The sequence below is a fragment of the Streptomyces sp. NBC_01384 genome (assembly GCF_045040035.1).
Lineage (GTDB): Bacteria > Actinomycetota > Actinomycetes > Streptomycetales > Streptomycetaceae > Streptomyces.
Window position 1 is genome coordinate 3,420,051 of sequence record NZ_CP109559.1, and the last position, 12,304, is coordinate 3,432,354.

Here is a 12,304-nt window from a genome sequence, read left to right on the forward strand (position 1 = left end):
CGTCACTCCTCGCCGACGAAGTCTTCGATGCGGGCCGCGAGGGTCTCGGCGTCGGTGATGCACAGCTTCATGCCGTACGAGTCGGACTCCATGACCTCGGCGGTGAGTTCGCCGCGCACCACCGAACGCCAGTCGTCCAGCGTGAAGTTGTCCTTGGCGAACAGCATCAGCAGGTCCGCGTCGACGGGCTCGGGACGGTACGCGGTGAGGGCGCGGGCGTGGAGGCTGTGCGCCTCGTAGATCCGCCGGGCGAAGGCGTTGGCGGCCTGGTCGTCGGCCTTGGCCGCGCCGAAGATCGCCGCCGAGGCGTCACGGATCGCGGTGTGCTCGTCGAGGTCGTCGGGCTTGACCTCCTGGAAGACGCCGGACGCTCCGGAGAGGCGGATGATGTCGTCGCGGTACTGGGCGAGGAGTTCCTGGGGGTCGGGTTCGCCGGTGGAGTGCACGTCCAGGTAGCCGTCGATGACGACGGTCCGGCGCAGCCCGAGTCCGCGTTCCTCGGCCAGCCTGGCCAGTTCCAGGGCGATCGCCCCGCCGGCGCAGGAGCCGACCAGGTGGAACTCGTCCTCGCCGAACTCGTCCTCCAGCAGGTCGGCGTAGAGCTCCGCGAGACCCTCCATCGTGTCGGGCACGGCACGTTTCCCGGTGGACATCAGCAGCGGCGACTGGAGGCCGTAGCAGCCGCGGTCGGCGCCCATCAGGCGGACCAGGCGGGCGTAGCCGTCGACCATGCCGGCACCGGAGTGCAGGAAGACGATCGGGGTGCGCGAGCCCTGGTTGCTCATCCGGATGACGGCGCGTTCGCCGTTGGCGGCCTGCGGCTGAGCCTTGTTCGAGGTCAGCCCCTCGATGCTGCGGAACCGCAGCAGATCTCCCATGTTGAGGGCCCAGCCGAGACGCTGGTTGATCTGCTCGATGGTGACCAGGGCGAGCAGCGAGTCGCCGCCGGTCTCGAAGAAGTCGTCGGTGACGGTGACGTCACGGTCCAGCGTGGTGCGCCAGATGTCCAGAAGGATCTGCTGCACCAGGCTCGGCTCCGAGGTGGTCACCGGCTCCAGGAGGGTCGTCTGCCGCGTACTCACAGCGCGACTTCCTTTCGTGTCGTGTCGGGCGCCGATGAGTTCGGCGACAGGAGCGGTACGGATGCGATGGCGGTCACTGCGGTGCGTTCGCGGTCAGGCCCAGCCGCCGGTGAACCCGACGACCTCGCCGGTCACGAAGTCGGCCCGGCCGGAGGTGAGGAAGACGATCAGATTGCCGATCTCGCGGGCGGTGCCGAGACGTCCGATCGGCAACAGGCCGCGCAGCCTCTCCTTCCCGTCCTCGGTGCCCCACGCCTCTTCGGGGTAATAGGTCTCGCTCTCCAGGAAGTTGGGGGCGACGGCGTTCACCGTGACGTAGTGCGCGGCGAGTTCACGGGCCGCCGCCCGCGCGAACGCGGAGGCCGCGGCGCGCAGCGAGGTGTAGTAGGAGAAGCCGGCCTCGGGTCGGACGGGGGCGGCCGAGGTGACCAGGACGATGCGCCCGTGGCCCTGCCGCTTCATCTGGGCGGCCGCCTTGGCGACGACGGCGACCGGGGCGACCAGGAGCGCCTCGGCGGCGGCCCGTAGCTCGGTCACGTCGGCCTGCTCCACCGGGAGGTACTTGCCCGGGTAGACGTCGTTGCTGATCACCGCGTCCAGGCGGCCGTACCGCCGGATCGCCCAGGTCACCGCCCCGGCAGGCGTCTTGGCCGGGCAGGCCACCGCGGACACGTGACCGGCCTCGAACTTCTCCCGGTTCTCGTCGTCCGTGAAGGTCTCGTCGTGGCAGACAACGGTGAAACCCGCGGCGCCCAGCGCGGAGACCGCGCCCGGCCCGGCGTAGAGCGTCGCGTGCGTGACCACGACGACGCGTTCGGCCGGCGGCACGTCCGTCGGACCGCCGGCGGACGGATCCAGCACCGTCGGCGGACTCACGGCGGGCTCCCGGCGGCCAGGGCCGGAGCAGGGGCGGGCCCACTCGCGTGGGTCGCGTCGTCGATGAAGGCCTGGATCAGCGTGAACATCTCGTCGTCCGGGACGAGGATGTCGTGATGGCTGCCGGCCGCCCGTTCCTCCAGCCTGCTGCCCGGCACCAGCTCGTGCAGGTGACGGGCGGTGTCGGGGTGGGTCATCCGGTCGGTGCGGCTGGTGACGATCAGCGTGCGCGAACCGGCCTCACGCGCCGCCTCGCCCGCGTCGTAGGCCATCAGCGCGTCGTTCAGTCTGGCGTAGCGGTGGAAGAGTTCGATGTCCCCGTACGGGTAGAGCACGAACGGCGCCAGCCGTGGCGGCACGCCGAAGAGCATGTTCGGGTCGAGGAACATGGAGAGCACCTCGCGGGCCCGCGACGGGCTCCTCCCCGCGCCGGCGAGCAGGCCGTGGAACTGGGTCTGGAACGGGGTGCGGGTGACGCCGGGGCCGAAGTTGAGATCCGGGTGGAGCATCGTCAACGAGCCGACCTGATCGCCCAGTAGGGCGGCCGCGGCCAGCGCCACGGGTGCTCCGCCGCAGACGCCGATCAGATGTACGCGCCCCGGCCCGTACTCCCCTGCGACGGCGGCGACCTGCGCGATCTCCTCGGCGAAGTCGCCGCTCGGGGTGGACAGGGACGCCCAGTCGCCGAACAGATAGGGGTTCTCGTAGGTGATGACCCGGTGGCGGGCGGAAAGGCGGTCGAGCCAGGGGGCGAAGAGCCCGGCCGGCACTCCGCAGGGCGGTACCAGGACGATCGCCTCGTCGCCGGGGTCCCCGGCCGCGAAGCTCTCGAACGGGGGCAGTCCGGGAACCGTCACCCGGTGCCGCCCCGGCAGGGCGGCGCTGCCGGAGCGCACGGGCCCCACCGACCCCGCCGACCCCACGGCACCGCCCGTTCCCGGTTCCGGCAGCTCGCCCGCGCTGTCCGCGAGCGGCCGCCAGGAGCCGAGTTCCAGGTCGCAGAGGTTGCTGAGGGCGACCTCCAGGCTGGACGGGGCGTCCGGCGCGGGCGCCACGAACCGGGGCACGGTGAGGTCGTGGGCGGCGCCGAGGTGGGCCAGCACCTCGTTGCACCGGTCCACCGCCCGCGCGTCGAGGGCGGCGGCCTCGGCCTCGTCGGCGGGGAACACCCGCAGGGTGGTGTCGGCCGCGGCCAGCAGCGGCTGGGCCAGGTCGAGGACGGTCAGCAGCGGGGCCAGTGCCTCCGGCCCGAGCCGGGTGCCGCCGCCCGTGTTCTCGGCGCCGGCCACGTCAGAACTTCTTCCCGCGCGTGGTCTCGGTGACCATACGGTTGTCGGGCCGGTGGTTCTCGCCGTTGACCAGGACGCTGCCGTACTTCTCCAGGCTGATCCGGCCGCCGTACTCCTCGATGTGGTCGCTGTCCGGGTAGACGTGGACGGTGGAGGGGACGTAGCGGGAGGCGAAGCCCATCCGCATGTCGTTGGTCTTGCCGAGGTGCGGGTACGAGGCGTGCATCAGGGTCGACCAGAAGATGATGAACTGGCCCGGCCGCATGATCTGCGCGACGGCCGCGTCCTCGTCCGGTGTCCAGTTCGGGTCCTTCTGGAGCTCGCGGTAGTCGTAGCCGAAGAAGCCGCGGCGGATGCCGTCCTTGTCGACCGAGTTGATCTTCTCGGGGTCGTAGTGCATCTTCTTGGTCTCGTCGTAGAACATCGTCTGGTGGGTGCGGGGGATGAACTGGAGGCAGCCGTTCTCCGTGGTCGCCTCGGTGAAGGCGGACCAGACGGTGATGGTGCCGCCGAAGCCGGCGTCCTCGGGCCACAGGATCTGCGGCTTGCCGGAGGCGTTGGCGAAGGTGTCCGCCTGGTGCCAGTCGGTGCCCTCGTCACCCGGGTGCTTGGGGAAGAACTCGGTGCGCCAGCAGATGACGTCCGGGCCCAGGATGCTCGCCACCCGGTCGACGATCTCGCGGCGGCCGATGTGCGAGGCGAGGAAGCCGTTGTCCAGGTGACGGTCGTAGTTGGCGATGTTGGTGGCGCCGGAGATGGCGTCCTCGGCGGGGTAGACGGCGTCCGAGCGGTCCAGCAGTTCCAGGCGGGTGCCACGCCAGATCTCCCGCATCTCGTCGGGCTCGTAGAGGGTGAACGGGCCGATGAAGCCCTGCTGGTGGAAGCGCTGGAGCTCCTTCTCGGAGAGCGCGAACGACTGACCTGTCTCGGGCAGGGTGGTGGTCATTCTGGGGGCTCCTAGCGGGAAGCGGTGGCGAGCTTGCGGTTGACGGCGGCGCTGAGGACGCCGATGTTGGCGCCCTTGCTGAGCGTCGAGACGTTGAGCGAGAGCTGGAACGTCTTGTTGACGGTCTGCAGCATGTGGATGAGCGAGAAGGAGGTGCCGCCGAGATCGAAGAACTCGTCGGTGTCCTTGACCCCGTCCACGCCGAGGACCTCGGACCAGATCGCCCGCAGCGCCTCCTCGACCGAGGCACTGTCGGCGCTGATGGCCGCGCCGGCGCTCTCCGCGTCGCGGGTCTCACGCGTCTGAGCGAGGCGGGCGTCGAGGAGCTTGCCGAGAACGGCCTGGTCGAGCTTGCCGTTGACGGTGACCGGTATCTCCTCGATGCACAGGTACATCGACGGGGCCATGTAGTACGGCAGCGACTGGGCGACCTCGGCGCGCAGCTCGGCGGCGAGGGTCTCCGGGTCGGCGTCGGTCACCGGGTAGGCGACCAGACGGGGGTCGCCGCCGCCGAAGTCGGCCGCGGTGACGACGGCGTCGCGGACCGCCGGGTGCTTCCTGAGGCGGGCCTCGATCTCGCCGGGCTCGATCCGGTAGCCGCGGATCTTCAGCTGGCGGTCGGCGCGGCCGACGTAGGCGTACTCACCGGGGCGCACCTGCACGCCCAGGTCGCCGGAGTTGTACCAGCGCTCGGTGGTGCCGTCGGCGACGGTGCGCTCGAAGAAGCGCTCGGCGGTCAGCTCCGGGTGGTCCAGGTAGCCCCGGGCGAGCCCGGCGCCGGCGACGTGGAGGACGCCCTCCGCGCCGAGCGGCAGGGACTTCCCGTCCTCGCCGACGATGTCGATGCGCAGGTCGCAGAGGGGGACGCCGATCGGGCTGAGGCCCTCGCCGACGAGGTCCGCCTCCTCGATCCGCCGCCAGGTGACATGGACGGTGGTCTCGGTGATCCCGTACATGTTGATCAGCGCGGGGCTGTCCAGGCCGTGGCGTCCGGCCCACGGGGCGAGCATCCGGTGGTCCAGCTTCTCGCCGCCGAACACGACGTAGCGCAGGGCGAGTTCGGCGGAGGCGGCACCGGCCTCGGCATCGGCGTTGATGAAGTTGCGGAAGGCGGACGGGGTCTGGTTGAGGACGGTGACGCGCTCGCGGCGCAGCAGCTCATGGAAGCCGCGCGGGTCGCGGGCGGTGTCCCGGGTGACGACGACCAGGCGGCCGCCGTGCAGCAGGGCGCCCCAGATCTCCCACACGGAGAAGTCGAAGGCGGCCGAGTGGAAGCCGGCCCACACGTCGGTCTCGTCGAAGCCGAAGACCTCGCTGGTGGAGGTGAACAGCCGTACCACATTGCGGTGTTCGATCTGCACACCCTTGGGGGCGCCCGACGAACCGGACGTGAAGATCACATACGCAAGACCGTCGGCGTCCGTGGCCGACGTCAACTCCCGGGCGCCCTCGGCCGGTTCGGCGTCGACCCGGACGACCCGCAGGCCGGTGACCAGCTCGGCGGTGTCCGCGCCGGTCACGACGAGGCCCGAGTCGCACTGCCCGAAGACGAAGTCGCGGCGCTCGGCCGGGTAGGCCGGGTCGACGGGGACATAGCCCGCGCCCGCCTTGAGGATGCCGAGGATGCCCACGATCAGGTCGCGGCCGCGCTCGACGCACAGGCCCACCCGCTGGTCGCGACCGGCGCCGGCCGCGCGCAGGACGGCGGCGAGCCGCCCGGCCCGGGCGTCGAGCTCGCGGTAGGTGAGGTCGCCGCGGGCGTCGGTGACCGCCACGGCCTCCGGGTACTGCCGGGCGACGCGCTCGAAGTTCTCGTGCAGGGTGAGCGATTCGTCGAGCGGCACCTGCCGATTCGGGGATTCGCTGGAAATCGCGCCAGGATTCACGGGAATGGACCCTTCCCAGTAATGGTTCACGACATGGAAACGAGAGTTCGGAATGTGGCTTCGACCGACCTTCCCCAAAAAGGTCTCAGGCGCGCTCAGATCAATTCAAGGGACGACTCCTGGCACCAAGCTGCAATGGCGCCAAGTGTCCACCGACCGAGACCACCCCATGGCACAGCCCGGCGCCCTCGCCCTTTTCGGGTTGCCGCAACTCGGCCACGAACTGCCCGTTCAGGCGCGTGATCAGTCGGTGTACGGCGGCCAGGACGGCGACGCCGGCGGCGTCGGCGGAGGGTGCCGAAACGAAGACCACGCCGGACCGCCCGAAATTCCCGGGCGCCGCGGCCGGCTTCGGCGACGGCGACGCGAATACATGCTCCACGCGGCAGGCGGAAACCTGCGGGAGCACATCGGACAGTTCCCCGAAACCGAATAGGTTCTCGGACGCGGATGCGTTCTCCGCCCGCTCGACGATATGAATCGCATACATGTCGCCAAGAATCGCAGCGCCCGCCGCTCCGCGACATTCCCACGCGGGGCACCTTGGTGCCATGGCCGCAACTGCCCCGTCCTCGGCGACAACAGGGACGGCAACACGGGCGACAGCAGGGGCGACATCACAGCGCGACACGGCCCCCGTGTTCACAGCCACCCCGCCCGTTCCGCGAGGACGCCCACCTCGAAGCGGCTGCGGGCGCCGAGGCGGGAGCAGATCCCGGACATCATGCGCCGGGTGGTCCGCAGCGAGAGGCCCATCTTGCGCCCGGCGACCTCGTCGGTGAGGCCGCGCTCGAGAAGCCGCAGCAGCTCCAGTTCCTGCTGCGACGGCCCCTTGGCCGCCGGCCGCCGACCCGCCCCGAAGGGCACCGCCTGCTCCCAGACCAGGTCGAACAGCGCGAGCAGGGCGTCGATCACTCCGGGCGCACGCAGCACGACCGCGCCCGCCCGGCTGTCCTCCGGGCTGAGCGGCAGCAACGCGGTCGACCGGTCGGCGATCAGCATGCGCAGCGGCAGCGAGGGGATCGTCCGTATCTGGCCGCCGAGTTCGGCGAGCCAGTGCGCGTACTCGGTGGTCGCCCGGTCGTTGCGGACGCTGTCCAGGTAGATGGTCCGCAGCCGCACCCCGGCGAGCAGGCTCCACTCGTCCAGCGGCCGGCTCGCCTCAAGGGCCTCGGGGCTCTGCGCGCCGCCGGGCATGAACGCCAGAAGCTCGCTGCGGGCGTTCCGGGCCACCTCGGACAGGTGCGCCCGGACCTCGTTGACCCCCTCCAGGAGTTCCAGGCCCTGGTTGCCGTGGCCGGCCCGCTGCGCCGCGTAGACCGCGGTGAGTTCGGCGGAGTACGCCTGCATCGCGGCCAACTCGCGCTGCTGGCCGAGGATTTCGGACTCGCGCCGCCAGATGTGGGCGGCGAGGCCCACATCGGGGCTGATGGCGGCGACGTCGGCGGCGCCGCCCGCGCAGTGGAGCAGGGAGAGCCGGGCCAGCCGGTCGAGCTCGGAGCGCACTTCCGGCTCCGTGAGGCCGAGCCCCCGGGCGATCTCGGTCACTCCCCAGCCCGGCTCCGCGATCACCAGCCGGTACACGTCCACGCAGGTCTCGTCCTGGCCGATCAGGGCCGCCAGGGACGAGAGGTCGGGGCCCGGCCTCTCCTTCCGTTCCCCCCGTCCCTCCCTTTCCTCGCCGCCGGGTTTCCCCTGGCACGCCCTGTCCTGTCGTGCCTCTCGCGACTCCCTGCCTGACACGACACACCACTCCAGTTCCGCACGGAAGGATCTGTACAGGGCCGGCCGCCCGGTCAGTAGTGCACGCGGCGGTTCTCCGGCGTCACCCGGTAGCGGACGCTCCACAGGCTGCGCCGCACATAGGTGCGCTGCAGCCACCGGTCCCGCCCGTCATAGCGGGCGGTGAAGGTGGTGCGGGCGTGCACTCCCTTGCGGTTGTTGATGAGCAGCGCCTGGCCCGGGCGGAGCCGGACCCCGTGCGCCACCGCACCACAGACCTCCTGGAGTCGGTCGAGGGCGACCCGCGCACCACTGGTCAGCGGCCGGACGCCGTTGGCCGAGATGGCGATCTCCGGGTACGCGTCGCTGCCGCTGATCAACGGCACCGGCTCCGAGAGCACCTCCGCGCCGCCCGCCACCCGGCGGGTGTAGCTGCCGGGCGCGTTGAGCCGGAACAGCGGGGAGCGCAGCGTCTCCAGGGTCTGGGGGTCGAGCGCCGCCGAGATGTCCCGGGCGTCGGCGTAGTGCGTGGCGGCGGCGCCCTCGTGGTCGGCGCGCAGACAACTCAGTACCAGGAAGTCGGGGTTGGCGATGTCGTAGCGGCCGATCGCGTCATACATGATGTCGCTGTGGAAGTTGAGGAAGACCTCCGACCCCTCGTTGGTCTGCGTCCTGGCGCCGTCCTGGACGGGGATCACATCGTGGACGAGCTGCCCCGCCTTCTCCGTGCGCACGCCCATCGGCTCGCCGATCAGCCCGCTCAGGCCGAGCAGCACGCCCTCGGCGACGAAGGACGGCTTGTTCCGGCACGGGCCGCCGTCCGAGGGGGTGTCGGGCAGCCGCTCGTCCACCGGCAGGTTGTCGACCAGCGCGACGCCCGCGGTGTCCACATGCCGGCCGACGTCGAGGATCTGCTGCAGGGTTTCGGTCGGGAGTCCCGCGAAGATCTGCAGATAGCGGGTCATCGACCGGTCGATGTCGACGCCGGGTTCGCCCAGTTCGGCCAGCCTGGCGCCCAGTTCGTCACGCGCCTCGTCGGACAGCCCGATCCGTGTGAAGGTCCCCGGCACGGCGGCCGAGGCCGCCTCGGTGGTGGCTGCCGTGTCCTCGCGCCGCGCACGGGGGTCGTCGACGGGATCGTCGACGGCGCGCGGAAAGTGGTCGGCGAGGATGCTCATCTCTTCTCACACTCCTAGCAGTTCGGTTTCGGATTCGGGGAACGATTCGGGGAACAGGGCGTCGCGGTCCTGCAGTACGTCGTGCAGGCGCTGCGCCAGGTGCAACGCGTCGTCCTCGTCCGCGGCGACATGGGTGGCCGCCCGGCTGCCGCGCAGCGCCGTGACCGGAACTCCCGCGACGACACCGGGAGTCAGGCCCTTGCGGCGCTGGAACTCCTCCAGGTCGACAAAGCCGCCGATCACCGCGACGAGCGGCCCGATGGTGAGCCGGACGGTGTCGATGTTGGCGCCGTGGAAGGCGGCGAAGGCACGGTCGGCCTCCTCGTCCGAGGCGTACCGCAGGGCCGTCGACCGCTGGTTGAGCACCACCGCGGCGGCCGAGGCGCCCCGCGTGCCGATCACCGAACCCGCCCGGAACGGGGCCCGGTTGAGCCGGCATACGATCTCCACCCGGTGCTTCTGCGCAAGCCGCACGGACCTCCGGTGCAGCACCTTCGCCCCGTACAGCGACATCATCGCGGCGATGTCGTACGACACCTCCTTCAGCAGCCGGGTGCCGCTGACCAGATGCGGGTCGGTGCTGTAGATGCCGTCCACGTCGGAGTGGATCTCGCAGCGCGGGGCGCCGAGCGCGGCGGCCAGCGCCACCGCCGACAGGTCCGAGCTGTTCTTGCCCAGCCAGGTCGGCCGGCCCTGGGTGTCCGCCGCCTGGCCGCCGGGCACGACCACCACGTCGTTCTCCCGCAGCGCGGCGCGGATCGGCTCCGGGTCGGAGTGCTCGAGACGCGCCCACATGAACGCCGAGTCGGTCACCAGGCCGAGCTGGTGCCCGGCGAGCACGGTGGCACTGCGGCCCACCCGGTGCAGGGCGGTGGCCAGGAGCTGCGCGCCGACGGTGTCCGCCAGGGTCAGCAGGCCGGCCACCGTCTCGTCCTCCGGGTGCGGATTGACCCGGCTGAGCCGGTCCCGGAACTGCTCGGTCTCCCCCGGCTGCCCGCTGACCACCACCACCAGCTTGGTGCCGTCCTCGTCGATCCGGCGGCCCAGCGCCTCGGCCAGCGCCCCGTACGACGTGAGCGTGCGGAAACTGGAGCCGCCGAACTTCAGTACGGCCGGGGCAGTCACAGAGTGCCCCGTTCCAGCAGTTCCTCCGCGATCTGGACGGCGTTGAGGGCGGCACCGATGCGGAGGTTGTCGGCGACCAGCCACAGCCAGAACGCGCGGGGGTTGCTCTGCGTGATCCGGACCCGCCCGACATGGACGAAGTCCGAGCTGCTCACGGCCGCCGGCGTCGGGAACTCGTTCGGGTTGTCCCGGTCGTGGACGACGACCTCGGGAAGGCCGGCGAGAACCTCGATCAGCTCGGCGTGGTCCACCGGCTCCTGGCACTCGATGTAGACGGCCTCGGAGTGACAGTTGGCGACCGGGACGCGCACACAGGTCGTGGTGACGTCCAGGTGCGGCAGGTCGAGGATCTTCCGGGACTCCTGGAGCATCTTCTGCTCCTCCAGGGTGAAACCGGAGTCCAGGAAGCGGTCGATCTTCGGGATCACGTTGAAGGCGAGCGACGGCTGGAAGTGCTGCGGCTCGAACGCGGCGCCCGTGCCGTCCAGGGCCGCCCTGCTGGACTCGTGCAGCTCGTCCATGCCGGAGTAGCCGAGACCCGAGGCGGCCTGGTAGGTGCTGACCACCGCGTGCCGGATGCCCCAGCGGTCCTCGACGCCGCGCAGCAGCCGGACCAGCGGGATGGTGGAGCAGTTGGGGTTGGCGATGACGCCGCTCTTCGGGGCCCGGTCCAGTTCGTGCGCGTTGACCTGCGGCACGACCAGCGGAGAGTCCGGGTCCATCCGGAAGGCGATGGTGTTGTCGATCACCAGGGTGCCGGCGGCGGTGGCGACCGGTACCCACTTCTCGCTCACCGACGTACCGGCGGAGAAGAAGGCCACGTCGGCCTGCGAGAAGTCGAAGTCCTCGATCGCTTGGACCTCGTACTCCTTCCCGCCCACGGTGAGCACGCGGCCCGCGGACCGGGAGGAGGCGACCAGATGCAGCTCGCGGTAGCGCAGCCCGCGCTCCTCGATCAGCTCGATCAGGGTGCTGCCCACGGCGCCGGTGGCACCGACGATCGTCACCCGGGGCGCCGCGGACGGGCCGGATTCGTTGGACTGTGCGGACTCGGCTGACTCGGCGGAAGCCGTTGCGTCGGTCATCGGGACTCTCCGATCGTGAGCTTCTCGGCACGGGCGGCACCGGCCGGCGCGTGCTCGGGAACGTCTGCCGGCGCGATGTCGGTCCGCGCGGCGGCGGTCGTCTCTTCGGCGGTCGTCTCTTCGGCCTTCACCTCGGTGGCCGCCGCCGCGGTGCCGGAACCGGCGACCGCACGGCCCGTCCTGGAGGAGCGGCGCGGTCCGAAGCTCCATCCCAGGTTCACGCCGAGGCTGGCCGCGACGATCAGCGGGATGCCGAGCGCCTGGAGCAGGCTGAACCTGTGCCCGTACACGGCCCAGTCGCAGAGCATCGCGACCGCCGGGTAGATGAAGGCGAGGACGGCGATCTTCGGGGTGGGCAGCTTCTGGTACGAGGAGTACATCAGGACGTACATCAGGCAGGTGTGGATCAGGCCGAGGCCGACCAGCCAGCCCCAGTCCGCGCCCATGCCCTTCATGGCGCCGAAGTTGGCGAAGGGCAGCAGCAGCGGGATGCCGAGCACCACCTGCACCAGCGCGACCAGGTGCGGCCTGACCCCGGTGACCCGCTTCGTGATGACGGTGGCGAAGGCGTAGAAGACGGCCGCGAGCAGCGCCTGGCCGAGCCCGACCAGATACGCGGAGTGGCCGCCGTCCCGGAGGTCGGAGAGCGAGACCCCGGCGGTCAGGATCAGACCGGCGAAGGCGACGACCAGCCAGCCGAACTTGGTGGCGGTCAGTTTGTCCCGGAACAGCAGCGCCCCGAGCAGCACCACGTAGAACGGCTGTGTGTGGTAGACGACGGTCGCCACGGAGATCGAGGTCGACTTGTACGACTCGAAGAGGAACGCCCAGTTGAAAACGATGAAGACGCCGCCCAGCGCGGCCAGGCCCAGCTTCTTCGGGGTGAAGTTGTGGTTGGTGAAGAAGCCGCGCACCAGGCAGTAGAGGCCCAGGAAGACCGACCCGAAGACGCAGCGGAAGAAGACGACGTTGAACGGGGAGGCCCCGGACTCGACGACGAAGACGCCGATGGTGCCCGAGAGCACCATGGCGATCGTCAGTTCCACCGTTCCTTTCAGCTCGGTGTTGGCCGAACGTGTGTCTGTACTCATGGACAGTCCCTCCTCGGAGACTTC

The 12,304-nt window shown here is 70.6% G+C and carries 11 protein-coding genes; all 11 read right to left on the reverse strand.

The features are described from left to right. Positions 1-2 precede the first annotated feature (2 nt). The 11 genes from OG747_RS15495 to OG747_RS15545 all read right to left on the reverse strand — a co-directional run bounded on the left by OG747_RS15495 (position 3) and on the right by OG747_RS15545 (position 12,280). Positions 3-1,082: an alpha/beta fold hydrolase gene (locus OG747_RS15495; RefSeq protein WP_405879917.1), complete on the reverse strand. Its 1,080-nt coding sequence runs from the start codon at positions 1,080-1,082 to the stop codon at positions 3-5. Positions 1,083-1,175: 93 nt separating this feature from the next. Next, positions 1,176-1,958, reverse strand: coding sequence for an SDR family oxidoreductase (locus OG747_RS15500; protein WP_405879918.1), 783 nt, complete (start codon positions 1,956-1,958; stop codon positions 1,176-1,178). Further along, on the reverse strand, positions 1,955-3,247 hold the full coding sequence (locus OG747_RS15505; protein WP_405879919.1) for an alpha/beta fold hydrolase: 1,293 nt from the start codon (positions 3,245-3,247) through the stop codon (positions 1,955-1,957). Before OG747_RS15505 ends, OG747_RS15500 begins: the two co-directional genes overlap by 4 nt. 1 nt (position 3,248) lies before the next feature. Further along, positions 3,249-4,193, reverse strand: coding sequence for a chlorinating enzyme (locus tag OG747_RS15510; RefSeq protein WP_405879920.1), 945 nt, complete (start codon positions 4,191-4,193; stop codon positions 3,249-3,251). Positions 4,194-4,204: 11 nt separating this feature from the next. Next, the gene (locus OG747_RS15515) at positions 4,205-6,037 is read right to left on the reverse strand and encodes an amino acid adenylation domain-containing protein (protein ID WP_405879921.1); all 1,833 of its coding nucleotides are present in this window, start codon (positions 6,035-6,037) and stop codon (positions 4,205-4,207) included. Positions 6,038-6,179: 142 nt separating this feature from the next. Next, positions 6,180-6,569: a hypothetical protein gene (locus OG747_RS15520; RefSeq protein ID WP_405879922.1), complete on the reverse strand. Its 390-nt coding sequence runs from the start codon at positions 6,567-6,569 to the stop codon at positions 6,180-6,182. 152 nt (positions 6,570-6,721) lie between these two features. Then, positions 6,722-7,669, reverse strand: a complete 948-nt coding sequence (locus tag OG747_RS15525) for a TrmB family transcriptional regulator (RefSeq protein WP_405879923.1) — start codon at positions 7,667-7,669, stop codon at positions 6,722-6,724. Positions 7,670-7,875: 206 nt separating this feature from the next. Next, the gene (locus OG747_RS15530) at positions 7,876-8,979 is read right to left on the reverse strand and encodes a TauD/TfdA family dioxygenase (protein ID WP_405879924.1); all 1,104 of its coding nucleotides are present in this window, start codon (positions 8,977-8,979) and stop codon (positions 7,876-7,878) included. 6 nt (positions 8,980-8,985) lie between these two features. Continuing rightward, complete coding sequence (locus tag OG747_RS15535; RefSeq protein ID WP_405879925.1) at positions 8,986-10,104, reverse strand: aspartate kinase; 1,119 nt, start codon at positions 10,102-10,104, stop codon at positions 8,986-8,988. Further along, a complete protein-coding gene (locus OG747_RS15540) occupies positions 10,101-11,189 on the reverse strand; it encodes an aspartate-semialdehyde dehydrogenase (RefSeq protein ID WP_405879926.1) in 1,089 nt (362 codons plus the stop codon). Before OG747_RS15540 ends, OG747_RS15535 begins: the two co-directional genes overlap by 4 nt. Next, positions 11,186-12,280, reverse strand: coding sequence for a DMT family transporter (locus OG747_RS15545; RefSeq protein ID WP_405879927.1), 1,095 nt, complete (start codon positions 12,278-12,280; stop codon positions 11,186-11,188). The genes OG747_RS15540 and OG747_RS15545 overlap by 4 nt, the downstream gene beginning before the upstream one ends. Between the last annotated feature and the right edge of the window lie 24 nt (positions 12,281-12,304).

Bases quoted from the DNA above. Each gene is read 5' to 3' on its own strand.
- OG747_RS15510 (WP_405879920.1), bottom strand. From the start codon at position 4,193: ATGACCACCACCCTGCCCGAGACAGGTCAGTCGTTCGCGCTCTCCGAG.
- OG747_RS15520 (WP_405879922.1), bottom strand. From the start codon at position 6,569: ATGTATGCGATTCATATCGTCGAGCGGGCGGAGAACGCATCCGCGTCC.
- OG747_RS15530 (WP_405879924.1), bottom strand. From the start codon at position 8,979: ATGAGCATCCTCGCCGACCACTTTCCGCGCGCCGTCGACGATCCCGTC.
- OG747_RS15540 (WP_405879926.1), bottom strand. From the start codon at position 11,189: ATGACCGACGCAACGGCTTCCGCCGAGTCAGCCGAGTCCGCACAGTCC.
- OG747_RS15545 (WP_405879927.1), bottom strand. From the start codon at position 12,280: ATGAGTACAGACACACGTTCGGCCAACACCGAGCTGAAAGGAACGGTG.